The organism is Acidovorax sp. LjRoot129, from assembly GCF_964253765.1.
Lineage (GTDB): Bacteria > Pseudomonadota > Gammaproteobacteria > Burkholderiales > Burkholderiaceae_C > Acidovorax.
In genome coordinates, this window is sequence record NZ_CAXUSE020000001.1 from 280,714 (window position 1) to 306,479 (window position 25,766).

Sequence of the window (25,766 nt, forward strand, 5' to 3'; positions counted from 1 at the left end):
TGTGGGCGCCCCAGCCTCTGGCTTTGTTGTCCCGGGTCTGCCTGCTCGGCGCCCGGGCGCGGGGTCAGGAATCTGCGGTAAAGCCGATCTTCTTGATCAGCGGGCCCCAGGTGTCGTACTCGGCCTTTTGCCAGCGGGCTTGTTCTTCGGGCGTGGAGCCGTGGGGCATCAGGCCCACGATGGCCAGGCTGTCGATGACCGACTTTTCCTTCAGCGCCGCGTTGATGGCTGCGTTGGCGGCGGCGATCACGGGCTTGGGTGTCGCAGCCGGCGCGTAGAAGCCAAACCATTCTTCGGTGGTCAGCTCAGGGAAGCCCTGTTCGGCAAACGTGGGCACATCCGGCACGTAGATGGAGCGCTTGGGGCCCGAAGTGGCCAGGATGCGGATCTTGCCGGCCTTGTAGTTGGCAATGAAGTCGCCATGCGGCGTGACCATGGCGGCGACCTGCCCGCCCACCACGTCCGTCACGCCGGGAATGGAGCCCCGATAGGGCACATGGCGCAGGTCCACGCCGCTGTTGATGCCCAAGAGCGCACCCAAGAAGTGGGGCGTGGAGCCCGCACCGGGCGAGCCGTAGCTCGCGTCCTTGGGGTTGGCCTTGGCCCAGGCGAGGAAGTCCTTCACCGTCTTCACGCTGGCGGGCACCATGGGGCCCACAGCCAGGCCGTGGTGCATCACTGCGGCGATCGACACGGGCGCGAAGTCCTTGTCGGTGTAGTTCATCTTGCTGTAGATGTGCGGGTAGTTGGCCAGCGCCGACACCTGTGCCACGGCCAGCACCGAGCCGTCGGCAGGCGCTGCCTTCAGTGTCTCGAGCGCAATGCGGCCGCCTGCGCCGGGCTTGTTCTCCACCACGCCGGCGTTCTTGCTGAACGCGGTGCCGCCCCACTTCTCGGCCACGCGGCGTGCGACGGTGTCGCCCGAACTGCCGGCCGGAAAGCCGAAGTAGACCTTGACCTGCTCGACCTGCGCGTGGGCGGCGAAGGGATGCAGGGCGCCCAGCGCGGCGCTGGCGCCAAGGGCCTGAACGAATTGACGGCGTGTGGTGGTCATGGTTTGTCTCCTGGTGTGTATCGGATGGAAATCTCAAAAAGCAACTGGGGTGTTCTCACACTCTCTCGTTATGTCGGCGCTGCGCCGCTCCGCGGCGCGCTACCGTGGCGCCATGCGCAGGGCGCCATCCAGGCGGATGACTTCGCCGTTCAGGTGCCCGTTGGTCACGATGTGGCAGGCCAGCTCGGCAAATTCCTCGGGCTTGCCCAGGCGCGGCGGGAAGGGGATGCTGGCCGCCAGCGACTGCTGCACGGCCTCGGGCAGCTCCTTCATCAGCGGCGTGGCAAACAGGCCCGGCGCCACGGTGCACACGCGGATGCCGTGCTGTGCCAGGTCGCGCGCCATGGGCAGCGTCATGCCCACCAGGCCACCCTTGGAGGCGCTGTAAGCCTGCTGCCCCACCTGGCCGTCGAACGCGGCGGCCGAGGCGGTGAACATCATCACGCCGCGCTCGCCGTTGTCCAAGGGGGCCAGCTTGGCGCAGGCGGCGGCGAACAGGCGGCTCACGTTGTAGCTGCCGATCAGGTTGATGGTCACCACCCGCGTGAAGTCTTCCAGCGGCGCGGCGCTGCCGTCGCGCTGCACGATGCGCTTGGCGCTGCCGATGCCGGCCACGTTCATCAGGATTCGCGCGGGGCCGTGGGCTGCGGCGGCTTTCTCCAACGCGGCGGTGACGCTGGCGGGGTCGGTGATGTCGCAGGCGCAGGCTATAGCGGCGCCGTCTCCAAACTCGCTGCAGAGGGCGCCGGCCACCTTCTCAGCCAGCTCGGCATTGCGGTCAAGCACGGCGACCTTGGCGCCCAGGCGGGCCAGTTCGCGGGCGGTGGCTTCGCCGAGGCCCGATGCGCCGCCGGTCACGATGGCGGCTTGTCCTTGGATGTGCATGGTGGTGTCCTTGGAGGAGTCAGTGTTGGGGAACGATGGTGAAAGGCAGGGCGCCGCCGTGCAGCGCGTCGACCAGCGCAGCGCGGTGCAGGAGCACCGCGCGCTGGTTGATGGAGCCCTTGTCGGTGATCTCGCCCTTGTCGAGGGATGGCGGCTCGGCCATCAAATGCGCGCGGGCCACGCGCGTGGCGCTGCCGGTGGAGTGGGCCGCCAGCTGGTTGAAGACCTGCTGGAAGTGCTGCTGCACGGGTGCGCTCTCCAACACTTCTTGCTGGCTGGCGCTGTCGGGTAGGCCACTCAGCGCGCGGATGGCGGGCGTGGGCACCAGCAGCGCGCCGATCTCTTTCAGGTTGATGCCGGTGATCACTGCGTCCTGCACATACGGCGCGCAGGCCGCGATGATCTTGGCGCGCATGGGGCCCACGCTCACGAAGGTGCCGGTACTGAGCTTGAAGTCCTCGGCAATGCGGCCGTCGAACTTCAGGCCCTTGTTCAGGTCGTTCTCGTCGATCCACTTCACGGCGTCGCCCGAGCAGTAGAAGCCCTCTTCATCGAAGGCGTCGCGCGTGGCCTCGGCATTGCGCCAGTAGCCGGGCGTGATGTTGGGGCCGCGGTAGCGCACCTCGACCTTGCCGTCCACGGGCACGAGCTTCAATTCGAGCCCCGGCGTGGGCACGCCGATGTCGCCCGCCTGCACGTCGGGGCTGTTGACTGCCACGCAGAACGGGCAGCCTTCGGTCATGCCCAGGCCCGTGTTCATCACGATGCGCTCGCCCACTTCGCGCTCGGCGCTGTCGAACAGCGAGTCCCAGATGGGCTGCGAGAGCGCGGCGGCGGCAAAGAAGAACATCTTCACGCGGCTGAGCAGGTTCTTGCGCAGCTGCTCGTCGGTCTTCATGGTGTGCGCGATCACCTCAAAGCCGGTGGGCACGTTGAAGTACACCGTGGGCGCAATCTCGCGCAGGTTGCGGATGGTCTCGGCCATGCCCTTGGGCGTGGGCTTGCCTTCGTCCAAATACAGCGTGCCTCCGTTGTAGATCACGATGCCGAAGTTGTGGTTGCCGCCGAAGGTGTGGTTCCACGGCAGCCAGTCCACCAGCACCAGGGGCTCTTCGGCCAGCACCGGCATGGACTGGTTCATCTGCTGCAGGTTGGCGGCCCACATGCCGTGCGTCACGATCACGGCCTTGGGCAGCTTGGTGGAGCCCGAGGTGAACATGAACTTGGCGATGCTGTCGGCCGTGATGGCGCCGTGCGCCGCATCCACGGCCGGCGTGGCGGGGGTGGCCAGCAGGTCGCTGAAGGCCACGGTGCTGCGGCCCGGGATGCTGCCGGTGCCCAGCACTACCTTCACGTCGTCGGCCACGGTGGCCTCGATGGCGCGCGCAAAGCGCGCGGCGTCGCTGGCGAACACCAGGCCGGGGGTCAGCGTGTCCAGCACATGGCGCAGCTTGTCGAAGTCCTGGCTGATGGTGGAGTACGCGGTGGACACCGTGCACTGCGGCACGCCGGCCACCAAGCAGCCCAGCGACAGCAGCGCGTGGTCCAGGTCGTTCTCGCTCAGGATGGCCACGGGGCGCTCGGCGCTCAGGTGCATGTCGAGCAGGGCCTGGGCAATGCTGCGTGCGGCCTGCCAGGCCTGGCCGTAGGTGATGTGGCGCCACTCGCCCAGGCTGCCGTCGGCGTTCTTCACACGCTGGGCCATCCAGGTCCGGTCGGGCACGGTCTGGGCCCAATGCGCCAGCCGGTCGGTCAGGCGCAGCGGGTAGGCCTCCAGGTCTTGCGTGGCCCGCACGTAGACCACGCCGTCGTCGGCCTGCCGGGTGCTGACTTCGGTCACGCCAAAGCGCAGCGGCCGGTAGCGGGGGGAGGGGTTGGTTGCCGTCATAGGTGCTTTCGAGGCTTTTCGCGGGCGCGATACCGCTTTCTCAGTCCTTCTTGACCTTGGCGGCCTTGCCGTCGAGGAAAGCCCGCACACGCGCCTTGGCTTCGGGGGCGCTCTGGGCGATGGCGGCCATCATGGCTTCGGTCATCAGGCCCTGGTCCGACGGTTGCTCGGCAATGCGCGGCAGCGCGTGCATCAGCGCGTAGTTGGTCAGCGGCGCGTTCTGCGCAATGCGCTGGGCCAGCTCGAAGGCCTTGTCGAATGCCGTGCCGGTGGGCACGAGGTACTGCGCGAAGCCCACGCGCTCGCCGTCCACTGCGTTGTAGACGCGGCCGGTCATCATCATGTCGGTCATGCGCGCCGTGCCGATCAGGCGCGGGATGCGCACCGCGCCGCCGCCGCCCACGAAGATGCCGCGCGAGCCTTCGGGCAGCGCGTAGAAGGTCGACTCGTCGGCCACGCGGATGTGGCAGGCGCTGGCCAGCTCCAGGCCGCCGCCCACCACCGCGCCGTGCAACGCGGCCACCACGGGCACGGGGCCGAACTGCACGCGGTCCAGCGCCGCATGCCACATGCGCGAGTGGTGCAGGCCCTGGCCGGCATCGCGCTCCTTGAGCTCGGACAGGTCCAGGCCCGAGCAGAAATGGTCGCCCTCGCCATCGATCACCGCCGCGCCCACGGAGGCGGGCAGCGTCTCCATCAGGTCCCGCAGCGCCAGGATCAGGCCGTCGTTCAAGGCATTGCGCTTGGCGGGGCGGGTGAGGCGGATGACCGCGATTTCCTCGTGTTCGCCGCGGATTTCTAGAGAGATGTCGGAATGCTGGGTCATGGTAGTCAGGGTGAGTTAGGGAAATTATGGTTATCAAAAATAACTAAAACAAGGCCACAACGACGGTCTTTGCTAGGTGGTTTCCCTAGCTTTCCCGGATTGCCATATGGTTATGATAAATAACTAAAATGACACCGACTCATCGCAAGGACCCGCCATGAACGCCTTCATCCCCTACGGTATCTACTGGTCGTCCCCGTTTGCCAAGTGGCAAGGCTCGCTGGCCAACCTCAATGCGCTGCCGCTGGCGGCCACCGTGGGCAAGCAGGCGCTGGCCGCGCGCGGGTACGACTTGGCGGCGGTGGACCTGGCGATCCTCGGCATCACCAACCCGCAAAAGGGCAGTTTCTACGGCCTGCCCTGGGTCACCGGCATGATGGGCATCGACCGCGTGGCCGGCCCCACCGTGCAGCAGGCCTGCGCCACCAGCGTGCGTGCGCTGCAGATGGCGGCGCAAGAGGTGGCCTGCGGCACGGCCACCAGCGCGCTGCTGGTGATGGCCGACCGCCAGTCCAACGGCCCGGTGGTGTACTACCCCGACTCCAGCGGTACCGGCGGCTACGGCATCACCGAGCACTGGGTGCCCGACAACATGGGCCAAGACCCCTACGCCAAGAACCCCATGCTGCAGACGGGCGAGAACGTGGCGGCACGCTATGGCATCACCACCGAAGAGCAGCACGCGCTCAAGCTGCACCGCTACACGCAGTACCAGGCGGCACTGGCCGACGACCGCGCCTTTCAAAAGCGCTACATGGCCGACGTGCCGATCACCGACTCGAAATTCCGCAAGCAGACCGGCACGCTTGCCGCCGATGAGGGCATCTTCCCTACCACCGCCGAAGGCCTGGCCAAGCTCAAGCCAGTCAAAGAGGGCGGCACCGTGACTTTTGGCGGCCAGACGCACCCGGCCGACGGCAACGCAGGCGCCATCGTCACCACGCGCGAACGGGCGCGTGCCGTGGCCACCGACCCCGGCATCGAGATTGAGATCCTGGGCTTCGGCATGTCGCGGGTGGAGGCCGGCTTCATGCCCATGGCGCCGTCGCCGGCCGCTTTTAATGCGCTCAAGAACGCGGGCTTGTCGATTGCCGACGTGCATGCCATCAAGACCCACAACCCGTTCGCCGTGAACGACATCGCACTGGCGCGCGACACCGGCTTTGCATGGGAGCGCATGAACAACTACGGCAGCTCCATCATCTGGGGCCACCCGCAGGCGCCCACCGGCCTGCGCGCCATCATCGAACTGATCGAAGAGCTGGTGTTGCGAGGCGGCGGCGTGGGCTTGTTCACCGGCTGCGCGGCGGGCGACACCGGCTACGCCACCGTGCTGCGCGTGACCGACAGCAGAAGCAGCAAAACTTCCAAGGCATGACCATGACCACGACAAGCACCGAACATTCCTTTTCTGCCCCGTTGAACGCCTGGCTGGTAGACGGCGTGCGCACGCCCATGGTCGACTACTGCGGCCCGCTGGGCCACGTGTCGCCTACCGACATGGGCATCAAGGTGGCCCGCGCCGTGCTCGAGAAGAGCGGCGTGCCCGCCGCCGACGTGAACTCGGTCATCACCGGCTCGATGGCGCAGGCCGACTTCGACGCCTTCGTGCTGCCGCGCCACATCGGCCTGTATGCGGGCGTGCCGCAGAGCGTGCCGGCCATCCTGGTGCAGCGCATTTGCGGCACCGGCTTCGAGCTGTTCCGCCAGGCCGCCGACCAGATCGCGCTGGGCTACGCCGACGTAGCGCTGGTGGTGGGCACCGAGTCCATGACGCGCAACCCCATTGCCGCGTACACGCACCGCACGGGCTTCAAGCTCGGTGCGCCGGTGGAGTTCAAGGACTTTCTGATGGAGGCGCTGATCGACACCGCCGGCCCCGTCACGATGATCGAGACCGCGGAGAACCTGGCAAAGAAATACGGCATCACCCGCGAAGACGTGGACGCGTATGCGGCCCGCTCATTCGAGCTGGCGCTCAAGGCCCAGGCCGATGGTTTCCTGGCCGGCGAGATCGTGCCGGTGACGAGCGAGAAGTTCGAGTTGGCGGGCTACGCCACGCGCGGCATCACGCTGCCGCGCAAGGTGGCGCAGCTCGACCGCGACACGCACCCGCGCCCCTCGCCCGTTGAGGCCCTGGCGGGCCTGCGCACGGTGTACCCCGGCGGCGTGCAGACGGCGGGCAACAGCTCGGCCCTGGTGGACGCGGCCGTGGGCGCCGTGGTGGCCAGCGACGCGTATGTGCAGCGGCGCGGCTTGAAGCCCCTGGCGCGCCTGCGCGGTGCGGCGGCTGTGGGTGTGGCGCCCGAGTACATGGGCATCGGCCCGGCGCCTGCCATCCGTGCGCTGCTGGCGCGCACGGGGCTTACGCTGGATGACATCGGCCTGTTTGAAATCAACGAAGCCCAGGGCGCGCAGACCATCGCCGTCGAGCGCGAACTGGGCCTGGACCGGAACAAGCTCAACGTGAACGGCGGCGCGATTGCGCTGGGCCACCCGCTGGCCGCCACTGGCGTGCGTTTGACGGTGACACTGGCGCGCGAGCTGCGCCGGCGCGGCTTGCGCTACGGCATCTCTAGTGCCTGCGTGGGCGGCGGGCAGGGCATGGCCTTGCTGATAGAAAACCCCGACGCCTAGTATTCGAGCCAAATCGGTCTCTAGCGCTTATTCCATAAGCGCTAGCAGCTATCAAAAGCATAGTATCCAATCCAAGGCCACCATGAAAATCATCACCGCAGCCCAGGCAGGAGCCCTGATCCCCGACAACGCCACCATCTTCCTGGGCGGCCTGGCTGTGTCCAGCCTGCCCGAGGAAGTGCTCAAGGGCGTGGAGAAGAATTTTCTCGACACCGGCCACCCACGCAACGTGACCACCTGGGCCTGCGGCGCCATCGGCAACAGCAAGGACGCGGGCATGGTGCACTTTGCCCACCCGGGCATGATCAAGCGTACGGTGGCGGGCCACTTCGGCCAGACCGGCGCCGAGATGATGAAGATGGTGTTCGACGGCGAGGTCGAGGCCTACAACTTCCCGCAGGGCAGCCTGTCGCACCTCACGCGCCACATCGCCAGCCGCAGCCCCGGCCTGCTGACCAAGGTGGGCCTGGGCACGTTCGTGGACCCGCGCATCGAAGGCGGCAAGCTCAACAGCAAGTCCACCGAAGACCTGGTCAAGCTGGTCGAATTCAACGGCGAGGAGTGGTTGTTCTACCCCTCGCCCAAGGTCGATGTGGCCATCATCCGCGGCACGCTGGCCGACGAGAACGGCAACATCACGCTGGACAAGGAAGGCGTGCTGCTGGAGCAGATCAACATCGCCCACGCGGCCAAGGCCAGCGGCGGCATCGTGATTGCGCAGGTGGAGCGCATCGTCAAGGCCGGCAGCCTGCACCCCAAGTCGGTCAAGGTGCCGGGCGTGTCAGTGGACTACGTGGTGGTCAGCCAGCCCGAGAACCACATGCAGACCATCACCACGCAGTTCAACCCCGCGCTGTGCGGCGATGTGCGCGTGCCGCTCAATTCGCTCGCGCCCATGCCGCTGGACGAGCGCAAGGTCATCGCGCGCCGCACGGCGCTGGAGCTCACACCCGGCGCCATCACCAACCTGGGTATCGGCATCCCCGCGGGCGTGCCGTCGGTGGCGGCGGAAGAGGGCGTGTCCGACCAGTTCACGCTGAGTGTGGAAAGCGGCATCACCGGCGGTATACCCGCGCAGCTCGGGGACTTCGGCACGGCCTACAACGCCGACGCGATCATCGAGCAGTCGCTGCAGTTCGATTTCTATGACGGTGGCGGTTTGGACGCGAGCTTTCTGGGCCTGGCGCAGGCCGACAACCACGGCAACGTGAACGTGAGCAAGTTCAACGGCCGGCCCGTGGGCTGCGGCGGTTTTGTGAACATCACGCGGTCCACCAAGCACCTGGTGTTCTGCGGCACGTTCACCGCGGGCGGATTGGAAGTGCAAGTGGCTGATGGGAAGCTCACCATCGTCAAGGAAGGCCGCTCGCGCAAGTTCATCGAGAAGGTCGAGCAGATCACCTTCAACGGCCTGGACGCTGCGCAGCGCGAGCAGAACGTGCTCTTCGTCACCGAGCGCGCCGTCTTCCACCTGACGACCGAAGGCCTGGAGCTGACCGAGATCGCGCCGGGCATTGACCTCGAACGCGACGTGCTGGCGCACATGGGCTTCAAGCCCATCATGCGCAACGTGAAGACCATGGACGCGGGCCTGTTCCGCGCGCAGTGGGGCGGCCTGGCGCAGGCCATGGCGGCGAAGGCCGACGAGGCAGAGCGCAACGCACACGCGGCTGCGTGAGCGCATCGGCCACGCCTGCGCGCTGAGCCTCGGGAACACGGCGAAAAGCGTGTGCCCCCCCAAAAAGCCAGCGGGGCCCAGCGCCTCGGCTGGCTTTTGTTTTGTCGGGATGAAGGAGGTCGCTGCGTGTCGGCTGCCGCCGTCGCGTCAACACCCGCACGGTCGGGGCCCTTGCCTGCTCAGCAGCTGCGCATGGCCCACGGCCACCGCGCCACGGGGCAGCAGCCTCGCTTGCAATCGATAGGGAGCCTCTGCACGAATGGAGCGGTAAATGTGCGCTGCGGATCGGGATCCACTGCTAGGCGCAAAGCACAGCAATAGCCGTAGCTATTGCGAGCATTTGCTTGTAACGCAGACGGCCGGGACCGCAGATGCACGCGGCGCGGAGATTCGTGCAGAGGCTCCCTAGGCGGCAGGCTCCGCCGAGTAGACCTTCTGCAACAGCCGGATCAGCGTCTTGCGCTCGGCGGTCGTGAGGCGCGAGGTGGCGTCGATTTCCAGTTCTGCGGCCGTGCCCTCGGCCTGCGCGGTCAGGTCCACGCCAGCGGGCGTCAAGTGCAGGCCCATCGCGCGGCCGTCGCTGGGGTGGGGGGTGCGTTCGATCAGGCCGCGCCGCTCCAGCGCGGCGACGATCCCCACCAGATTGGGCGGCAGCACGTTGAGCGTGGCGCACAGCTGGCGCGAGGTGACGCCCGGGTTGTGCGCCACCAGCGACAGCACCGAAAAATCCACCACCTTGAGGCGATACACCGCCATGCGTTCCATGAAGACTTCGATCACCGCCAGCGACGCGCGGCGCGCGTTGTAGCCCACCAGCGTGCGCAGAAACCCGGTGTCTACCGACTCGGTGGTGGGGACTGGGCTGGCGGGGGCCGTGGTGGTGGCGGATTTCTTGGAGGGGCGGGCGCTGGGCATGGGGCGATGGGCGGTGGTGCGATGTGGGGGGGCGGGTCCGAAGGGCTCTCGACGGGCTGGATGTGACCTGATTTTGAGTCAAATCATGCCCTACCGCTTATTCTGTAAGCACTTATTGCTATTGTTTTTGTAGTGTTGGTGTGAAAAGGCTGCGGCGGGTCAAACCGGGCTGCGCAGCACGCGGCGGTACTGCACGGCTTCGGCCACGTGGCTCACCTCGGTGGTGGGCGCGCCTGCCAGGTCGGCAATGGTGCGCGCGACCTTGAGGGCGCGGTGCGTGCTGCGCGCCGACCAGCCCAGGCGGGCGGCGGCCGTGTTGAGAAACTTCGCGGCGCTGTCGTCCAGCTGCAGATGGGTGTCTATCTCCTGGCCCTGCAGCGCCTGGTTGGTCTTGCCCTGCCGCGCCAGTGCGATAGCCCGGGCATGCTCCACCCGGGCGCGGATGGCGCTGGTCGATTCGCCGGGCGGGGTTTGCACCAGCTGTTCAGCGGGCAGTGCGGGCACCTCCACATGCAGGTCGATGCGGTCCAGCAGCGGCCCGCTGAGCTTGCCCTGGTAGCGGCTGACCTGGTCCGGCGTGCAGCGGCAGGCGCGCTGCGTGGAGCCCAGAAAGCCGCAGGGGCAGGGGTTCATCGCCGCAATCATCTGAAAACGCGCCGGAAAATCCGCGCGCTGCGCGGCGCGCGAAATGGTGATGTGGCCGGTCTCCAGCGGCTCGCGCAAGGCTTCTAATGCCGCGCGGGGAAACTCGGGGAGCTCATCCAAGAACAACACGCCGTGATGGGCCAAGGAGATCTCCCCGGGCTTGGGCGGCGAGCCCCCGCCGACCAGCGCTACCGCGCTCGCCGTATGGTGCGGCGACCCGGTCGGCCGCTGGCCCCACAGCTCGGGCCGAAAGCGCCCAGCCAGGCTCGCAATCGCGGCGCTTTCCAGTGCTTCCTGCACCGTCATCGCGGGCAGCAGGCCGGCAAAACGCAGCGCCAGCATCGACTTGCCCGAACCGGGCGGGCCGGCCATCAGGGCACTGTGACCTCCAGCCGCCGCGATCTCCAGTGCGCGTTTGGCCGTGGCCTGGCCCTTCACGTCGGCCATGTCGGGGCCGGCGGTGCGGGCCGTCAGCGGCGTGGGCTGCAGACGGGTCCAGCCATCGTTGGCCACGTCTGCATCGCCCCCAGCGGTGCTGCCCGGCGGCAAAAAAGCGCGCACCACGTCGAGCAGGTGGCGGGCACGCACCACCTGTGCGTCGGGCACCAGCGCGGCTTCTTCGGCGCTGCCCGGGGGCAGCACGAGCTGCACATTGATCTGCTGCGCCTGCAGCGCCAGGCTGGTGGCCAGCGCACCGCGCACGGGGCGCAGTTCGCCCGACAGCGACAGCTCGCCCGCAAACTCATACCCCGCCAGCCGGGCGCCGTCGACTTGCCCGCTGGCCGCAAGGATGCCCATGGCAATCGGCAGATCGAAACGGCCGGAATCCTTGGGCAGATCCGCTGGCGCGAGGTTCACGGTGATGCGTTTGTTGTGGGGAAACTCCAGCCCCGCGTTCTGCAGCGCCGACCGCACCCGCTCGCGCGCTTCCTTGACTTCCACCTCGGCCAGGCCCACCAGGGTGAAGCTGGGCAGGCCATTGGCCAGATGCACTTCGACCGTGACAGACGGGGCCTGCAGCCCCAGAAGGGCGCGGCTTTGCACCAAAGCAAGACTCATGAAGCGGTTTCTCCCCAGATGGGTGCGTTTTATGTTTTTTTGATGCGCGGACCAAGCGTTTTGCACCAATCAAGTGCGCCAGGCCGCCGAGGGCAGACCGCCACTGTACCGGGGGATCGTTGTAACGCGAAGCAACTGCGCGGCACGCGGTCGAAGGCCAATGGCACGGTCCGTGCTTAAAGCGCTCGTCCCTATTTGTCCAACCGGAGGAAACATGACCCGCGCCATCATCAAGACCCTGGGCGTTGCCCTTGTCGCAACCCTTCCCATGCTGGCGAGCGCCCAGCTCACGGGCAACGTCAGCCTGACCACCAACTACAAGTTCCGTGGCCAGGACCAGGACGCCTCCAAGGCCAAGGCCGTCAAGCCCGCGCTGCAAGGCGGCTTTGACTACGCCTTCGGCGACTCCGGCTGGTACGTGGGCAACTGGAACTCCAGCGTCGACTGGCTGGCCAACAACTCGCTCGAAGCCGACCTGTACGGTGGCTACAAGTTCAAGGCCGCGGGCGCGGACTTTGACGTGGGCGCACTGACCTACATCTACCCCGGCAACGCCAACGGCAACACCACCGAGCTGTACGGCGCGGCCACCCTGGGCCCGCTGACCGCCAAGTACTCGCACACCATCTCCAAGGACTACTTCGGCTGGGCTGGCGCCAAGGCAGGCTCGGGCCGCAAGGGCACCAACACCGGCTACCTGAACCTGGCGTTCGCCCAGGAAGTCGCGCCCAGCATCACGCTGAAGGCTTCGGTGGGTTTCACCCGCTTTGCCAGCGACATCAAGGACACGGGCGTGCCCAACTACGTCGACTACAGCCTGGGCGGCGCGTATGACTTCGGCAGCGGCGTCTCGCTGGGCGCTGCCGTGGTGGGCGCCAACAAGAAGGCCTTCTTCGGCCATGTGAACAAGTCGCGCGTGATCGTCACGCTCACCAAAACCCTGTAAGCCAGTCTCAATGGGCGCCGCGTGCGCCCGTTGTCGGAGGAACCAAAAAATGAAAATGGTGACAGCCATCATCAAGCCCTTCAAGCTCGACGAGGTGCGCGAAGCGCTCTCGGACATCGGCGTGCAAGGCATCACGGTCACTGAAGTCAAGGGCTTCGGCCGCCAAAAGGGCCACACCGAGCTGTACCGCGGCGCGGAGTACGTGGTCGACTTCCTGCCCAAGGTCAAGATCGAAGCCGCTGTGGCCGACGACCTGGTGGACCGCGTGATCGAGTCCATTGAAAACGCAGCCCGCACCGGCAAGATCGGCGACGGCAAGATCTTCGTGACCCACCTGGAGCAGGTGGTGCGCATCCGTACCGGCGAAACCGGCAAGGAAGCCCTGTAAGGGCCGGCCGCATCAGACACAAGAGAAGAACGCCATGAAAAAACTGATTGCTTCCTTCATCCTGGGGCTGGGTCTGCTGACCATGGGCAACCTGTCCCTGGCCCAGGCACCCGCCACCCCCGAAGCGGCTGCCACCGCGCCGGCAGCCGCCGCCGCGCCGGCCGCTGAGGCCCCCGCTCCTGCAGCTGCGCCAGCACCCGCTGCTGCAGCGGCTGCCGCCCCGGCCGCTGCCGAAGCTGCACCTGCTCCCGTCCCCAACAAGGGTGACACCGCCTGGATGATGACCTCGACCATCCTCGTGATCCTGATGGTCCTGCCCGGCCTGGCCCTGTTCTACGGCGGCCTGGTGCGCAGCAAGAACATGCTGTCCGTGCTGATGCAAGTGATGGTCACGTTCTCGCTGATCGTCGTGCTGTGGTTCGTCTACGGCTACAGCCTGGCCTTCACCGAAGGCGGCGCCTTCATCGGTGGCTTTGACCGCCTGTTCATGAAGGGCATCTGGGACAACGCTGCGGGCACGTTTGCCAACGCTGCCACGTTCAGCAAGGGTGTCGTGATTCCTGAAGTGGTGTTTGCCGCCTTCCAGGCCACGTTCGCCGGCATCACCTGCGCCCTGATCGTGGGTGCGTTCGCAGAGCGCATCAAGTTCAGCGCCGTCATGATGTTCATGGTGCTGTGGTTCACCTTCAGCTACCTGCCGATCGCCCACATGGTGTGGTTCTGGGCCGGCCCTGACGCTTACACCAGCAAAGAAGTGGTGGACAAGGTCAACGCTACGGCCGGCTACATCTGGCAATCTGGCGCGCTGGACTTTGCTGGCGGTACCGTGGTGCACATCAACGCCGCTGTGGCAGGCCTGGTGGGCGCGTTCATGGTGGGCAAGCGCATCGGCTACGGCAAGGAAGCCATGGCGCCTCACAGCCTGACGCTGACCATGGTTGGTGCCTCGCTGCTGTGGGTGGGCTGGTTCGGCTTCAACGCCGGCTCCGCGCTGGAAGCCAACGGTTTCGCCGCCCTGGCCTTCATCAACACGCTCGTGGCGACCGCCGCGGCCGTGCTGGCATGGTGCATCGGTGAAGCGCTGATGCGCGGCAAGGCTTCGATGCTGGGTGCAGCGTCGGGTGCCGTGGCAGGCCTCGTGGCCATCACGCCAGCTGCCGGCAACGTCGGCATCGGCGGCGCGCTGGTCATCGGCCTGGTGGGTGGTTTTGCCTGCCTGTGGGGTGTCAACGGCCTCAAGAAGCTGCTGGGTGCAGACGACTCGCTCGACGTCTTTGGCGTGCACGGCATCGGCGGCATCGTGGGTGCCCTGCTGACCGGCGTGTTCAACGCCCCTGGCCTGGGTGGTCCTGGCTACGTGGCCGACTGGGTGACGGCCACGATGGTGACATCGGCCGACTACTCGATCGCCGCGCAAGTCTGGACACAAGCCAAGGCTGTGTTGATCACCGTCGTGTGGTCTGGCGTGGTCTCGTTTGTGGCCTACAAGATCGTCGACCTGACCGTGGGCCTGCGTGTCCCCGAAGAAGACGAACGCGAAGGCCTGGACATCACATCGCACGGCGAGACAGCGTACAACCGCTAAGCCGTGCCCCCACGCGCTGCGGTGTCTGGTGGCACCGCAGCGTCGCAACAAGAACAAGCGAGTCGCTCCTTCGGTTTCTTCAGCCCGCCGACCACGGCGGGCTTTTTTGTACCGGCAGGAAGCCGCCAATGCCACGTGGCAATCAGCACGGGGTGTCGGGCGCCAACAACTCGTGGGTGAAGAACGCGAAACGCAGACCCACGGGTCTGCGTTTCGCTTTGTGTCCCACCAGTAGTGCCACCCGGCGCGTGCGATCCACCAGGGCTTGCGGCACCACCGCCGTCATTTGCTGCACGCCGGCTGTTCAAAAAATTCACGCGCGCCATAACGCCCCGTGAGGACCCCACCCGCTACGATCCAGGCCATGGAAACAGCCCTGGCCCAGATCATCGAGCGGGTGCGCGCCGCCGCCGCAGACCGCACCCCCTTGCGCCTGCGCGGTGGGGGCACCAAGGACTTCTACGGCCTGGCCCTGCAGGGCCAGGTGCTGGACACCCGGGCGCTGCGCGGCATCGTGAGCTACGAGCCCAGCGAGCTGGTCGTGACCGTGCGCACCGGCACCCCGCTGGCCGAACTGGAGGCCACTCTGGCAGCGCACGGCCAGTGTTTGCCGTTTGAGCCGCCGCACTTTGCAAAAACCCCGGCCGACGCCGCCACCGTGGGCGGCATGGTCGCAGCTGGCTTGTCGGGCCCGGCCCGCGCGAGCGTGGGCGCGGTGCGTGACTACCTGCTCGGCGCCACGCTGATCAACGGCCGCGCCGAGCTGCTGAGCTTTGGCGGCCAGGTGATGAAAAACGTCGCCGGCTACGACGTCTCGCGCCTCATGGCCGGCGCCTGGGGCACGCTGGGCCTGCTCACCGAGGTCAGCCTCAAGGTGCTGCCGGTGGCCCCGGCCGAAGCCACGCTGCGTTTTGAATGCAACCAGGCGGACGCCCTGCGCAAGCTGCACGCCTGGGGCGGGCAGCCGCTGCCGCTCAATGCCAGCTGCTGGGTGCAGGATGCGGGCGTGGGCACGCTGTATGTGCGCCTGCGCGGCGCGGTGGCGGCGGTGGAAGCGGCCTGCCGCATGATGGGCGGCACACGGCTCGACACCGGCACCACAGCCCCCGACTGGGCCGCCTGCCGCGAGCAGACCCTGCCCTGGTTTGCTGATCGCGCGCAACGCCCGGACCACGCGCTCTGGCGCCTGTCTCTGCCGCCCACGGCCCCCGTGCTCACCCTGCCTGCTGCGGCCCAGCCGCTCATCGAATGGCATGGCGCGCTGCGTTGGGTGCAGGCGCCCGTATCGGCGGGCGGCGCACTGCGCGATGCCGCGCGAGCGGCGGGTGGGAGTGCTACTATTTTTAGAGCTGCTAGCGCAGATGGAACCAGCGCTGGAGGCCAATTTGACTTGAAATCTCCGGCGCTGGAGCAGATCCACAAGCGCCTCAAGCAGAGCTTCGACCCGGTGGGCATCTTCAACCCCGGGCGCATGAGCGGCACCTGGTAGGCCCTGTTCAAGCTTTGCCATTGCCCCGACTTCGTCCCACTGCCCGCCATGCGACGCCTGCGCCACCTCACCGGACACCACCGCACCGCGGCCAGCAACCGCGCGCTGGGGTTGTTGCTGGCCTTCAATGCGGGCGCGGTCAATGCGGGCGGTTTTCTGGTGGTGCACCACTACACCTCGCACATGACGGGGTTTCTGTCCTCGCTGGCGGACAACCTCGTGCTGGGCCAGATGAAGCTTGTTCTGGGCGCCATCGGTGCGTTGTGGGCTTTCATGTCGGGCGCCGGCACCACCGCCATCATGGTCAACTGGGCGCGCCACCACCGGCTGCGCAGCGCCTTTGCTTTGCCGCTGCTGCTCGAAGCCGTGCTCATGCTGCTGTTCGGCCTGCTGGGCGCCATCACGCTCAGCTGGCCCACGCCCTTTGCCGTGCCGATGACGGTGCTGCTGCTGTCTTTCATCATGGGCCTGCAGAACGCCACGGTCAGCAAGATGTCGTCGTCGCAGATTCGCACCACGCACATGACGGGCGTGGTGACGGACCTGGGGATCGAGGTGGGCAAGATGCTGTACTGGAACCGCACCGGCACAGCGCCCGAATCGCAGGTGCGCGCCAACCAGGCCCGCCTTCGGCTGTTTGCGGGGCTGCTGGCGATGTTCCTGGTGGGTGGCATCGCCGGCGCTGCAGGCTTCAAGTACGTAGGTTTTGTGTTTGTGGTGCCACTGGCGCTGGTGCTGCTGGCCCTGTCGCTCCCGCCGCTGTGGGCCGACCGCGGCCGGCTGCGCCTTGCGCGGAACCAGCGGCAGGACGGCCATGCGCCGCTTGCCCCGCATCCAGCGCCACCCCTGGACCCGGCCGCCAAACCCCCGGCCGGCCGCTGAACCCGTCCGATCTATCTGATTCTCTGCCCAGGCTGCACCCCATGCAAACCCAGCTCTCCCCTGAATACCGCGCCCGCGCCGATGGCCTGGAGGCCGAGTCGATCCTGCGCAAATGTGTGCACTGCGGCTTTTGCACCGCGACCTGCCCCACGTACCAGCTGCTGGGCGACGAGCTCGACGGCCCGCGCGGCCGCATCTACCTGATCAAGCAGGTGCTTGAAGGTGCCGAGCCCACGCGCAGCACCCAGCTGCACCTGGACCGGTGCCTGACCTGCCGCAACTGCGAAAGCACCTGCCCCAGCGGCGTGGAGTACGGCCACCTGGTGGACATCGGCCGCAAGATCGTGGATGAAAAAGTGCCGCGCCCCTTGGGCGAAAAAGCGTTGCGCTGGGCGCTGAAGGAGGGCCTGCCCTCGCCCCTGTTCACCCCGGCGATGAAGGCCGGGCAGGCGGTGCGTGGGCTGCTGCCGGCGTCGCTCAAGGCCAAGGTGCCCGCGCCGCAAAAAGCAGGCGCCTGGCCCACGCGGGAGCATGCGCGCAAGGTGCTCATGCTCGCGGGCTGCGTGCAGCCGGCCATGATGCCCAACATCAACACCTCCACCGCGCGTGTGCTCGACGCGGCGGGCATCCAGACCGTCATTGCTTACAAGGCGGGCTGCTGCGGCGCGGTCAAGTTCCACCTCAACGACCAGGCCGGCGGCATGGCCGAGATGCGCGCCAACATCGACGCCTGGTCGCCGCTGGTGGAGCAGGGCGGCGTGGAGGCCATCGTCATGAATGCCTCGGGCTGCGGCGTCACGGTCAAGGAATACGGGCACATCCTGAAGGACGACGCGCAGTACGCCGCCCGGGCCGCGCGCATCAGCGCGCTCACGCGCGACCTCTCGGAGTTGCTGCCGGACCTGCTGCCCGAGCTGGCCGACAAGCTCGCGGGCCGCGCGCAGCCAGCGGCCGACGTGCTTTATGCGTATCACCCGCCCTGCACGCTGCAGCACGGCCAAAAACTGCGCGGCGGGGTCGAGGTGCACCTTGCGCGCCTGGGCTTCAAGCTGCGCGTGGCGCGCAATGAATCACACCTGTGCTGCGGCTCGGCGGGCACGTATTCGGTGCTGCAGCCCGACCTGTCGTACCAGCTGCGCGACCGCAAGCTTGGTGTTCTCGCCGAAGCGTTTGGCGAGCAGCCCCCGGACGTGATCCTGTCGGCCAACATCGGCTGCATCACGCATTTGCAGAGCGGTACCGGAACGCCGGTACGGCATTGGATTGAGGTGCTGGACGCGGCACTGGCATGATTGCGGGTTTTGTTGCCCCATTTCCGCACCCCATGACCGACTCCGTGTCCGCACAAGAACAACCCCACGCAGCCCCTGCCGCACCCCTGGCAGCGCCTGTTTCGGCCGAGGCTGCCTCCTCTGCCGTGCCAGCCGCCACGCCCGCCGCATCGGCCGACGCCGGGGCGCCCCCGCAGCGCACGGGCGGATCGCGCCGCGGTGGCCGCAACCGGGGCAAGCCGGAAGGCCGCGAGGCCGCCCAGGGCGCCGCTGCTGCACCGGCCACGCCGGGCAACGCCTCGCGCACGCCGCCACGCACCCACCCCGCACTGGAGCAGCTCGCCGCGCTGTACCCGCAGCTCTTCGGCGCGGTGTTCCGCCCGCTCAAGCGCGGAATCTTCCAGGACATCCTTGCCGCGCACCCTGAAGCCTTCGAGCGTGAAGCGCTCAAGGTGGCGCTGGGCATCCACACCCGCTCCACGCGCTATTTGCAAAGCGTGGCCGCGGGCGACAAGCGCCACGATCTTTCGGGCCAGCCCGTGGAAGACATGGCGCCCGAGCACGTGCACCATGCGCTGCTGGAGGTCTACCGCCGCAAGAAGGCGCGTGCCACCGAAGACCTGCTGCCCAAGCTGCGCAACCGCATGATGGCCGCGTTCGAGGCCTCGGGCCTGACGCGCGAGGCCTACACTGAGCTGGTGCAGGGCCGCGACGAAGCCGCCAACGCCATCCTGGAAGAAGCCTTTGCCGAATGGTCTGCGCGCAACGCCAAGGACGAAGCGCTGCTGCGCGCGTTCGAGGCCAGCGGCCAGACGCTGGAGGCGTTTGCCGACATGTACGGCATGGTGCCCCGCACCGTGGGCCAGCAGCTCGAACGCGCGCGCCGCCTGGCCGCCGCCCGGGTGCAGGCCGCGGCGGCAGCCGCCGTGGCCGCTGCCGAGGCATCTGCCCCGACCGTCGACGCCATAGCCGACGCGCCGGCTGCGGCATCGCACGACGAATAAGGCGCATGGCAGCGCCCGCGCCCGCCGCGGTCCCGGCGCGGCTCATCTTTCTGCCCGGCGTGGGTGGCAACCCCGCGTTCTGGCAGCCCGCATCGGATGCCATCACGCTGCCGGCCGGCCGCGTGCTGCTGGGCTGGCCCTGGTTTGGCGCCAATGCGGCAGGCGGTATGCCACCCAATACCGTGCAGGGCATGGACGACCTGGTCCATGCCGTCACGCCGCACATGGACGCACCCTGCGCGCTGATCGCGCAGTCGCTGGGCGGGGTGGTGGCCATACTTGCGGCGCTCGATCGGCCTGAAAATTTGACGCACCTGGTGCTTGTGGCCACATCGGGCGGCGTGCCCATCGACGACCTGCACCCCCAAGACTGGCGGCCCGACTTTGTGCGCGCCAACCCGGCCTTTCCGCTGTGGGTGGCCGCGCAGCGCTGGGACCTTTCGGCCCGCCTCGCCACCGTGCGCGTGCCCGTTTTGCTGCTGTGGGGCGATGCCGACCCGATCAGCCCTGTGGCCGTCGGGCAGCGCCTGCACGGGCTGCTGCCGAACGCAGCGCTCCAGGTGCTGCAGGGCGGCGCCCACGACCTGGCGCAGACACACGCTGCGGCGGTGGCGGGGCACATCAGCCGCCATCTGCAGGGGGCCGCCGCTTAGAGCGGCTAACAAAAAAACGCTTCTGGCGTCGTGACAGCGTCTTGTCGTACTCCTTGTACTGCCTGCAACACCACACTCGCCAGAACCGTTTCGCTGAGTTTTGTTGGCTGCTCTTAGAATCCGCCTGCGACCTGGTTCACGGGTTGCCGTAAGCGTTCACGTCAACCAACGTGCCAACCTAGGCCGGCTTTGCCGGGCTGGTGGCCCCGTGCCACTCCGATCCCGGGGGCCTGGGGCGGCACCTTGCTGACCGGCCTGCATTCACTGAACTGCCATGAACCAACGTTCGCCATCCTCTCCCCGTTCCTCCTCCAAGACCTTCCTCGGCCTGCGCAAGCTGCCCGCACGCTCTGCGGTGTGGGTCACGCCGCTGCTGCTGTCGTTGCTGATGACTTTTGTCGTGTCGCTGATCAGCACTGTGCGCGTGGCAGGCGTCTCTGCAGACATGCCGCTGCTGTGGATGAGCTCCTGGGCGCTGTCCTGGGTCATCGCCTTCCCCACGCTGCTGCTGGCGCTGCCGGTGGTTCGCCGGGCCACTGCGGCCATTGTCCAGCAGCCAGGCTGAACGCGGCCAGGCTCTAAGGCGGGCGCCGCGGCCTCCGGTCGTTCTGCGGCTTATGGCGCTGCGCGCCCGCCCGTCCGGGTTCGAAGCGCTCAGGCGGGGTTCCAACGGTGTTCGGGCCGCTGTCCGCCGCCGCCGCCGACGAGGACCTCCTGACGCACGATGTCAGCAGCCCGGCATCCAGCCCCTCGGCGCGCTGAAGGCTACTGACATCAGGCTGTCAGCAGTGGCCGCGCACTATCCGTCCCTCGCAGCTGCACCGTACCGATCGATGGGATGCGTCCCATCGATCTCCATCCACCACCGACAAGAGAGGACTTGCCCATGACCGCTACCACCACCCCATCCGCATCCGCGCCCACACCCGCGGCCGCCGCCCCCACCACCGTCCGGATTCCGGCCTTCAGCGTGGCTGGCATTGCCGTGCGCACCAGCAACAACGATGAGATGAACCCCGCCATCGCGCGCCTGGGCGGCCTGTGGGGCCGCTTCTTCAGCGAGAGCTGGGAGCGCAAGCTGCCTAGCCGCGGCGACGACGGCCGCATCTACGGCGTGTACAGCGGCTATGAATCCAACGAGCACGGCGCCTTTGACGTGACGGCCGGCGTGGCGGTGGCCGATGCCGCGGCCGCCCAGGCGGTGCCTGGCGCCGTGCGCGTCGACATCGAGGCCGGCGACTACCTCGTCTTTACCGGCCAGGGCGACATGCCGCAGATGGTGATCGACACCTGGGTGCAGATCTGGCACTACTTTGCCGCGAACCCGCAGGTGCAGCGCCGTTTTGGCACCGACTTCGAGGCCTACGAGGGACCGGAAAAGGTGGCCATTCACATCGGCGTGAAGACGGCCTGACGCGCGCGGCCCTTGATCACGACCACCCATGGCACCACGGCTTCGTACTCCCGGGGTGCGCGTCCGGCCCCCGGATGGCCGCGGTGACCGCTGCCCCGGGCCTTGCGCCCCGCGCGCGACGGCGTGGGTGTCGGCAAACCCGCTGTCAACGCCGCACGGGGCGGTGCGCCTTGCGGCGGCCCGTGGCAGCACTGCGTTTTAATGGTGACCCCCATGCCCCGCACCACCGACCCCTCCGTCACAGCAACTGGCGCTACGCCCTGGCGCAGCAGACTGGCAGCCTATAAGCACCTGCCGCAGGTCAAGCCCATCCCCCCGGCGCTGGTGGCGCGGTTGGGCGAGGGGCTCATGGTCGTGCCCTCGCCGCGGGATGTGGACGCTGCCATGCGCCGTGTGCCGGCCGGCCGGCTCAGCACCGTGCGCGCCCTGGCCGCGGACTTGGCCGAGGCGCATGGTGCGCAGGTGGGCTGTGTGGTGACGACCGGCATCTTTGCCACGCTGGTGGCCCGCGCGGCCGACGAGGACGAGCGCTCGGGCGAGACCACGCCCACGCCGTACTGGCGCACCCTCAAGGCGGATGGCAGCCTCAACCCCAAGTACCCCGGCGGCGTGGAGCGGCAGATGCAGCGCCTGGAGGCCGAGGGCCATGTGGTGGTGCAACAAGGCCGGCTGCTGCGTGTCCAGGACGGGCCTGGGCCCAGCCCCGCGCCCACGCGCGGTGGCCGCCGTGCGCCAGGCTCCAAGTTGCCGTAAGGGCTGGCTGCACCCCAGTCTCGGTCTCGTCGCAATGCTATGTTTTTAATAGCTATAAGTGCTTATGCAATAAGCGCTAGGAGCCCAAAACCTTGAAAATCTACCCCTTCACCCATGCGCCGCGCTGACCGCCTCTTCCAGATCGTCCAGCTCATCCGCGGCCGGCGCCTTTCGACGGCTGCGTTCCTGGCCGAGCGGCTGGAGGTCTCGCCGCGCACCATCTACCGCGACGTGGCCGACCTGCAGCACCAGGGTGTGCCCATCGAGGGCGAGGCGGGCGTGGGCTACCGCCTGGGCGCGGGTTTTGAGCTGCCGCCGCTGATGTTCAGCCAGGGCGAGGCCAACGCGCTGGTCGCCGCGGCCCGGCTGGCGCAGGCCTGGCTGGACGCGGGCCTGGCGCGCGAGGTGGAAGGCGCCCTGGGCAAGATCCTGTCGGTGCTGCCGCCAGCGGCCCGCGCGGCCGCCGAATCGCAGGCGCTGTACGCCCCATCGGTGGGGCTTGATCCGCGGGCCCAGGCCACGCTGCAGTCGCTGCGCGAAGCCGTGCACAGCCGCCACGTGGTGGACGTCAACTACGCCGACGTGCAGGGCCGCGCCAGCCGCCGCCGCCTGCGCCCGCTGGGCTGTTTTTACTGGGGCAAGGTCTGGACGCTGTCGGCCTGGTGCGAGCTGCGCGGCGACTTCCGCGGCTTTCGCATCGACCGCATCGTGGACCTGGTGGTGCTGGACGAGCAGTTCCGGCAGGAGCCGGGCAAAACGCTGGCCGACATGCTGCGCCAGGTCGAGGCCGAGATGGGGTCGCGGCCGCCCGAGTGGCCGCCGGTGCCACCGCACGGGGCGCTGCGTTGAGCGCGCTCTGGCCCCATCACGCCCTGGGCCGGTGTGGTGGCGATGGGTTCCTGCACGCCGCGCCGGGTCGCCCCGGTGGACAGGGCCGGGTGAGGCCCCGCGGAGCACTGGCATGAACCGCAGCGAGCTGCATCAACTGCTGGTGACCGACCTGGGCCTGATCCCGCAGCCAGCGTTGCCCGCGGGCGCCTGCACCTATTTCCTTCGGGAGGTGCAATGGCATCCGGAACGGTCGACGCGCACGGTGCGGTTGCTCTACGGACCGGATGGAGCGCCGACACGCCTGCAGCTGTGCGCCTCATCGGACAACAACAACACCGTCTTGCTGCAGCTGCCGATGGAGCGGCAGCAGTTGGTTTCAGAGGTGCTGCAGGAAATCCAGCTCGTCGAGCAGCGGCTTGCTGGCATGGTGGGGGGGCTGGCTGATCGCGCGGTCGGGTGAGCACGACACGACATGGCGCGAAGGCGGTGGGCGCCCATCTGCAGGGGCCGGGTACGGGTGATGGCCCCTTGTTGGCTGAGGGCCACAACGGCTCGGACATAAACATCAGGAGGCGGGCCCGGGATGGGATGCCCGGCCCGCCTGCGGCACCAACCCCTCCCGGTAGCGCCGGCTGCACGGCACGCTGCTGCCGTCCTTCATCCCCAGGCGCGCATCGCCGCTGTCCAGCGGCTCGATCTCTGCAATAGCGTCCAGATTGACCGCATAGCTGCGGTGCACGCGCACAAACCGCGCCGGGTCGAGCTGCGTGAGAAAGTCCGTGAGCGTGGAGCGCAGCAGGTAGTCATGGCCGTTCACGTGCAGGCCCACATAGTTGGCCTCGGCCTGCAGCCAGGCGATGTCGCCCGCGGCGATCAGGAATTCGCGGCGCAGTTTGCGGACCAGGAAGCGCTCCGGCCGCGTGGGCGGTGGCGGCGCTGCCTCGGCAGACGAATGCGTTTCCGAAGGCGGCGCGTGGTACGGCGTCGGCGTGGTGGCCGCGTCCCCAGGGGGCTGCGCGTCGTTGGCCGGCGTGGGCGTGGATTGCGGGGCCGCCGCAGGCTCGGGCGCGTCCAGCACCCGGGCCTCGCCCTGCAGCCGCAGCAGCAAGAAGCGGTAGCCCACTAGCGTGCTCAGGATCAGCCCGTAGGTGCGCACATCCTTGAGGTATTCGTATCCCCACACCGCCCACCAGTCGCCGGGGCGGTAGGGCACGCCCATGGCGGCGTAGGCCACGTAGCGCAGGCCCACCATGCCGATGAGGTGCAGCGTGCAGTAGGCCACGCTGCCCAGCGCATGCCAGGGCAGGTGGCGCGCCAGGGTGTCCCAGTGCAGCGGAAAGCGCCGCTCGAACGCCGCCACGGCGGGGATGAGTGCCGCGATCACCACAACGCTGGACAGCTCCCACAGCGCCGGCTCCCAGGGCATCAGGCGCCGGCCGGCTGCGGCCAGGTCAAGCCAGGTCACCACACTGTTGAATGCGGCCTGCACCAGCAGCACCGTGGCCCAGAAGCCCCACTCGGCCCGGCGACGCAGGGCTGGGTCGCGCAGGTAGCGGGCAGGCCAGGCGGGGGAGGGGGCGGTCATGGGGTGAGTTTAGGCAGTCGGCGTGGGGGGGGCGGCCCCGGTTCGTCCCGCCCGGCCACCGCTGGTCCCATTCAGAGCCTGCGCCGTCCCAAAGGTGGTCCGGCGCCGCCGTTGCACGGCCACGATGCAGTGACCTATTTCCTGGATCCACACCGCACCATGTCCTCTCGCCGCCACGACATCGACGCCCTGCGCGCACTGGCCTTCGCGCTCGTCATCCTCTACCACGTGGCCATGTACTACGTGGCCGACTGGCACTGGCACATCAAGAGCCCGCACGCCGCCGAGTGGCTGCAGGCGCCCATGCGCGCGCTCAACCTCTGGCGCATGGACCTGGTGTTCCTGGTCTCGGGCCTGGCCTTCGGGCTGGTGCGGCGGGGGCAGACGGTGCCGGGGCTCATTCGCCAGCGCAGCGGGCGCCTGCTGCTGCCCCTGGCCTTTGGCATGGCCGTGATCGTGCCCTACCAGCCCTACGCTCAGGGGGTGGCCAACGGCCTCATCGCGCCCGGGTTCGGCGCCTTTTTGCATCGCTACTACAGCCTGACCACCTGGCCCGCGGGCGCGTTTGACGGCTGGGAGGCCGGCGTGACCTGGAACCACCTCTGGTACCTGGCCTACCTCTGGGTCTACACCGTGGTGCTGGCGCTCCTGCTGCCGCTGGCGGAATCCCAGACAGGGCGCCGGCTGCGCAAGGCGTTCACCGGCCTGCGCGGTACCGCGCTCGTGGTGCTGCCGGTCCTGCCGCTCGCGCTCTACTCATTGCTGCTGTGGCCGCATTTCCCGCCCACGCACAACCTGATCCACGACGGCTGGCTGCACGCCGTGTACTTCACGGTGTTAGTGTACGGTTACTGGATCGGGCTGGACGCCGGCCTGTGGGCCGAGCTCGTGCGCCTGCGCTGGCGCACCCTGGTGCTCGCCCTGGTGCTGCTGGTGGTGTATTTGGGGCTGCTGGGTTGGGCGCTGCAGCAGGGCCACCGGGTTGCACGCCTGCCCTTGCGCGTGCTGGCGGATGTGTACCTCTGGGCGGCTTTGCTCACCATTCTGGGCTGGGCCCACCACCGTCTGAACCGCCCCTGGCCGTGGCTGCGCTGGGCCCAGGGCGCGCTCTACCCCTGGTACATGCTGCACCAGACGGTCATCATCGTGCTGGCGGTAGCCCTGCTGCCGTGGCACCTCGGTCCTGTGGCTGAACCCCTCGCCCTGTTGGCCGGCACCGTGGGTCTGTGCTGGGGGCTGACGGCGATCGTCCAGCGCGTGGCGTGGCTGCGGCCGCTGTTTGGTCTGCCCCCGCGGGCGGCTGGCGCTGCCCCGCAAGCCGTGGCGGCCGCGCCTGGGCTCAACTCCAGAGGCCTCGCCCTCCTGCGCTCGCACAATG

The 25,766-nt window shown here is 68.0% G+C and carries 23 protein-coding genes and 1 pseudogene; 17 read left to right on the forward strand and 7 right to left on the reverse strand.

Annotated features, from left to right (window positions below; genetic code table 11):
* Positions 1-64: 64 nt before the first annotated feature.
* The 4 genes from ACSQ3Q_RS01320 to ACSQ3Q_RS01335 form a co-directional block, all read right to left on the reverse strand.
* Positions 65-1,054, reverse strand: a complete 990-nt coding sequence (locus ACSQ3Q_RS01320; RefSeq protein WP_010466902.1) for a Bug family tripartite tricarboxylate transporter substrate binding protein — start codon at positions 1,052-1,054, stop codon at positions 65-67.
* Between the two features lie 99 nt (positions 1,055-1,153).
* The gene (locus ACSQ3Q_RS01325) at positions 1,154-1,939 is read right to left on the reverse strand and encodes an SDR family NAD(P)-dependent oxidoreductase (RefSeq protein WP_436132642.1); all 786 of its coding nucleotides are present in this window, start codon (positions 1,937-1,939) and stop codon (positions 1,154-1,156) included.
* Between the two features lie 19 nt (positions 1,940-1,958).
* Positions 1,959-3,827 (reverse strand): feruloyl-CoA synthase, encoded by a 1,869-nt coding sequence (locus ACSQ3Q_RS01330; RefSeq protein ID WP_436132643.1) that lies wholly within the window; start codon positions 3,825-3,827, stop codon positions 1,959-1,961.
* 40 nt (positions 3,828-3,867) lie between these two features.
* Positions 3,868-4,653, reverse strand: coding sequence for a crotonase/enoyl-CoA hydratase family protein (locus ACSQ3Q_RS01335; RefSeq protein ID WP_436132644.1), 786 nt, complete (start codon positions 4,651-4,653; stop codon positions 3,868-3,870).
* 157 nt (positions 4,654-4,810) lie between these two features.
* On the opposite strand from ACSQ3Q_RS01335, the gene ACSQ3Q_RS01340 reads away from it, so the two are divergent.
* The 3 genes from ACSQ3Q_RS01340 to ACSQ3Q_RS01350 all read left to right on the forward strand — a co-directional run bounded on the left by ACSQ3Q_RS01340 (position 4,811) and on the right by ACSQ3Q_RS01350 (position 8,968).
* Positions 4,811-6,031, forward strand: a complete 1,221-nt coding sequence (locus ACSQ3Q_RS01340; RefSeq protein WP_436132645.1) for a thiolase family protein — start codon at positions 4,811-4,813, stop codon at positions 6,029-6,031.
* A gap of 2 nt (positions 6,032-6,033) precedes the next feature.
* On the forward strand, positions 6,034-7,290 hold the full coding sequence (locus ACSQ3Q_RS01345) for a thiolase family protein (protein WP_436132646.1): 1,257 nt from the start codon (positions 6,034-6,036) through the stop codon (positions 7,288-7,290).
* Between the two features lie 82 nt (positions 7,291-7,372).
* Positions 7,373-8,968: an acyl CoA:acetate/3-ketoacid CoA transferase gene (locus ACSQ3Q_RS01350; RefSeq protein WP_436132647.1), complete on the forward strand. Its 1,596-nt coding sequence runs from the start codon at positions 7,373-7,375 to the stop codon at positions 8,966-8,968.
* A gap of 405 nt (positions 8,969-9,373) precedes the next feature.
* Here the strand turns inward: ACSQ3Q_RS01350 and ACSQ3Q_RS01355 are convergent, their stop codons facing one another.
* Both ACSQ3Q_RS01355 and ACSQ3Q_RS01360 read right to left on the reverse strand, forming a co-directional pair.
* Positions 9,374-9,883: a MarR family winged helix-turn-helix transcriptional regulator gene (locus tag ACSQ3Q_RS01355; RefSeq protein WP_436132648.1), complete on the reverse strand. Its 510-nt coding sequence runs from the start codon at positions 9,881-9,883 to the stop codon at positions 9,374-9,376.
* 159 nt (positions 9,884-10,042) lie between these two features.
* A complete protein-coding gene (locus ACSQ3Q_RS01360; RefSeq protein WP_436132649.1) occupies positions 10,043-11,587 on the reverse strand; it encodes a YifB family Mg chelatase-like AAA ATPase in 1,545 nt (514 codons plus the stop codon).
* Positions 11,588-11,801: 214 nt separating this feature from the next.
* Between ACSQ3Q_RS01360 and ACSQ3Q_RS01365 the strand changes: the two genes are divergently transcribed.
* From ACSQ3Q_RS01365 to ACSQ3Q_RS01425, 13 genes are all read left to right on the forward strand, one after another.
* Positions 11,802-12,533 (forward strand): TorF family putative porin, encoded by a 732-nt coding sequence (locus ACSQ3Q_RS01365; RefSeq protein WP_436132650.1) that lies wholly within the window; start codon positions 11,802-11,804, stop codon positions 12,531-12,533.
* Positions 12,534-12,582: 49 nt separating this feature from the next.
* Positions 12,583-12,921 carry a P-II family nitrogen regulator gene (gene glnK / locus ACSQ3Q_RS01370; protein ID WP_436132651.1) on the forward strand — a complete coding sequence of 113 codons (339 nt, stop codon included), beginning with the start codon at positions 12,583-12,585 and terminating at the stop codon, positions 12,919-12,921.
* A gap of 34 nt (positions 12,922-12,955) precedes the next feature.
* The gene (amt, locus tag ACSQ3Q_RS01375; protein WP_436132652.1) at positions 12,956-14,506 is read left to right on the forward strand and encodes an ammonium transporter; all 1,551 of its coding nucleotides are present in this window, start codon (positions 12,956-12,958) and stop codon (positions 14,504-14,506) included.
* A 355-nt stretch (positions 14,507-14,861) separates the two neighbouring features.
* Positions 14,862-15,995 (forward strand): glycolate oxidase subunit GlcE, encoded by a 1,134-nt coding sequence (glcE, locus tag ACSQ3Q_RS01380; protein WP_436136912.1) that lies wholly within the window; start codon positions 14,862-14,864, stop codon positions 15,993-15,995.
* A gap of 48 nt (positions 15,996-16,043) precedes the next feature.
* Entirely contained in the window at positions 16,044-16,877 is an 834-nt protein-coding gene (locus ACSQ3Q_RS01385) for a YoaK family protein (protein ID WP_436132653.1), read from the forward strand.
* 41 nt (positions 16,878-16,918) lie between these two features.
* A complete protein-coding gene (gene glcF, locus ACSQ3Q_RS01390; protein WP_436132654.1) occupies positions 16,919-18,169 on the forward strand; it encodes a glycolate oxidase subunit GlcF in 1,251 nt (416 codons plus the stop codon).
* A 32-nt stretch (positions 18,170-18,201) separates the two neighbouring features.
* A complete protein-coding gene (locus ACSQ3Q_RS01395) occupies positions 18,202-19,152 on the forward strand; it encodes a ProQ/FINO family protein (protein WP_436132655.1) in 951 nt (316 codons plus the stop codon).
* Positions 19,153-19,157: 5 nt separating this feature from the next.
* The gene (locus ACSQ3Q_RS01400; protein ID WP_436132656.1) at positions 19,158-19,805 is read left to right on the forward strand and encodes an alpha/beta fold hydrolase; all 648 of its coding nucleotides are present in this window, start codon (positions 19,158-19,160) and stop codon (positions 19,803-19,805) included.
* A gap of 274 nt (positions 19,806-20,079) precedes the next feature.
* Positions 20,080-20,370 (forward strand): DUF2798 domain-containing protein, encoded by a 291-nt coding sequence (locus tag ACSQ3Q_RS01405; protein ID WP_436132657.1) that lies wholly within the window; start codon positions 20,080-20,082, stop codon positions 20,368-20,370.
* A 321-nt stretch (positions 20,371-20,691) separates the two neighbouring features.
* Entirely contained in the window at positions 20,692-21,219 is a 528-nt protein-coding gene (locus ACSQ3Q_RS01410) for a GyrI-like domain-containing protein (RefSeq protein WP_436132658.1), read from the forward strand.
* Positions 21,220-21,432: 213 nt separating this feature from the next.
* Positions 21,433-21,972, forward strand: coding sequence for a 6-O-methylguanine DNA methyltransferase (locus ACSQ3Q_RS01415; protein WP_436132659.1), 540 nt, complete (start codon positions 21,433-21,435; stop codon positions 21,970-21,972).
* 114 nt (positions 21,973-22,086) lie between these two features.
* Entirely contained in the window at positions 22,087-22,821 is a 735-nt protein-coding gene (locus ACSQ3Q_RS01420; RefSeq protein ID WP_436132660.1) for a helix-turn-helix transcriptional regulator, read from the forward strand.
* Between the two features lie 112 nt (positions 22,822-22,933).
* Positions 22,934-23,263 (forward strand): hypothetical protein, encoded by a 330-nt coding sequence (locus ACSQ3Q_RS01425; RefSeq protein ID WP_436132661.1) that lies wholly within the window; start codon positions 22,934-22,936, stop codon positions 23,261-23,263.
* A 105-nt stretch (positions 23,264-23,368) separates the two neighbouring features.
* Here ACSQ3Q_RS01425 and ACSQ3Q_RS01430 read toward each other — a convergent pair whose 3' ends face one another.
* The gene (locus ACSQ3Q_RS01430; protein ID WP_436132662.1) at positions 23,369-24,388 is read right to left on the reverse strand and encodes a LytTR family transcriptional regulator DNA-binding domain-containing protein; all 1,020 of its coding nucleotides are present in this window, start codon (positions 24,386-24,388) and stop codon (positions 23,369-23,371) included.
* A 159-nt stretch (positions 24,389-24,547) separates the two neighbouring features.
* Here ACSQ3Q_RS01430 and ACSQ3Q_RS01435 point away from each other — a divergent pair.
* Positions 24,548-25,729 (forward strand): annotated as a pseudogene (locus ACSQ3Q_RS01435) (acyltransferase family protein); the annotation flags it as partial.
* Positions 25,730-25,766 lie beyond the last annotated feature (37 nt).

What these genes read in the sequence shown, in the direction of transcription:
- ACSQ3Q_RS01320 (WP_010466902.1), bottom strand. Translation starts at nt 1,054, where the DNA reads ATGACCACCACACGCCGTCAATTCGTTCAGGCCCTTGGCGCCAGCGCC.
- ACSQ3Q_RS01325 (WP_436132642.1), bottom strand. Translation starts at nt 1,939, where the DNA reads ATGCACATCCAAGGACAAGCCGCCATCGTGACCGGCGGCGCATCGGGC.
- ACSQ3Q_RS01330 (WP_436132643.1), bottom strand. Translation starts at nt 3,827, where the DNA reads ATGACGGCAACCAACCCCTCCCCCCGCTACCGGCCGCTGCGCTTTGGC.
- ACSQ3Q_RS01335 (WP_436132644.1), bottom strand. Translation starts at nt 4,653, where the DNA reads ATGACCCAGCATTCCGACATCTCTCTAGAAATCCGCGGCGAACACGAG.
- ACSQ3Q_RS01340 (WP_436132645.1), top strand. Translation starts at nt 4,811, where the DNA reads ATGAACGCCTTCATCCCCTACGGTATCTACTGGTCGTCCCCGTTTGCC.
- ACSQ3Q_RS01345 (WP_436132646.1), top strand. Translation starts at nt 6,034, where the DNA reads ATGACCACGACAAGCACCGAACATTCCTTTTCTGCCCCGTTGAACGCC.
- ACSQ3Q_RS01350 (WP_436132647.1), top strand. Translation starts at nt 7,373, where the DNA reads ATGAAAATCATCACCGCAGCCCAGGCAGGAGCCCTGATCCCCGACAAC.
- ACSQ3Q_RS01355 (WP_436132648.1), bottom strand. Translation starts at nt 9,883, where the DNA reads ATGCCCAGCGCCCGCCCCTCCAAGAAATCCGCCACCACCACGGCCCCC.
- ACSQ3Q_RS01360 (WP_436132649.1), bottom strand. Translation starts at nt 11,587, where the DNA reads ATGAGTCTTGCTTTGGTGCAAAGCCGCGCCCTTCTGGGGCTGCAGGCC.
- ACSQ3Q_RS01365 (WP_436132650.1), top strand. Translation starts at nt 11,802, where the DNA reads ATGACCCGCGCCATCATCAAGACCCTGGGCGTTGCCCTTGTCGCAACC.
- glnK (WP_436132651.1), top strand. Translation starts at nt 12,583, where the DNA reads ATGAAAATGGTGACAGCCATCATCAAGCCCTTCAAGCTCGACGAGGTG.
- amt (WP_436132652.1), top strand. Translation starts at nt 12,956, where the DNA reads ATGAAAAAACTGATTGCTTCCTTCATCCTGGGGCTGGGTCTGCTGACC.
- ACSQ3Q_RS01385 (WP_436132653.1), top strand. Translation starts at nt 16,044, where the DNA reads ATGCGACGCCTGCGCCACCTCACCGGACACCACCGCACCGCGGCCAGC.
- glcF (WP_436132654.1), top strand. Translation starts at nt 16,919, where the DNA reads ATGCAAACCCAGCTCTCCCCTGAATACCGCGCCCGCGCCGATGGCCTG.
- ACSQ3Q_RS01395 (WP_436132655.1), top strand. Translation starts at nt 18,202, where the DNA reads ATGACCGACTCCGTGTCCGCACAAGAACAACCCCACGCAGCCCCTGCC.
- ACSQ3Q_RS01400 (WP_436132656.1), top strand. Translation starts at nt 19,158, where the DNA reads ATGGCAGCGCCCGCGCCCGCCGCGGTCCCGGCGCGGCTCATCTTTCTG.
- ACSQ3Q_RS01405 (WP_436132657.1), top strand. Translation starts at nt 20,080, where the DNA reads ATGAACCAACGTTCGCCATCCTCTCCCCGTTCCTCCTCCAAGACCTTC.
- ACSQ3Q_RS01410 (WP_436132658.1), top strand. Translation starts at nt 20,692, where the DNA reads ATGACCGCTACCACCACCCCATCCGCATCCGCGCCCACACCCGCGGCC.
- ACSQ3Q_RS01415 (WP_436132659.1), top strand. Translation starts at nt 21,433, where the DNA reads ATGCCCCGCACCACCGACCCCTCCGTCACAGCAACTGGCGCTACGCCC.
- ACSQ3Q_RS01420 (WP_436132660.1), top strand. Translation starts at nt 22,087, where the DNA reads ATGCGCCGCGCTGACCGCCTCTTCCAGATCGTCCAGCTCATCCGCGGC.
- ACSQ3Q_RS01425 (WP_436132661.1), top strand. Translation starts at nt 22,934, where the DNA reads ATGAACCGCAGCGAGCTGCATCAACTGCTGGTGACCGACCTGGGCCTG.
- ACSQ3Q_RS01430 (WP_436132662.1), bottom strand. Translation starts at nt 24,388, where the DNA reads ATGACCGCCCCCTCCCCCGCCTGGCCTGCCCGCTACCTGCGCGACCCA.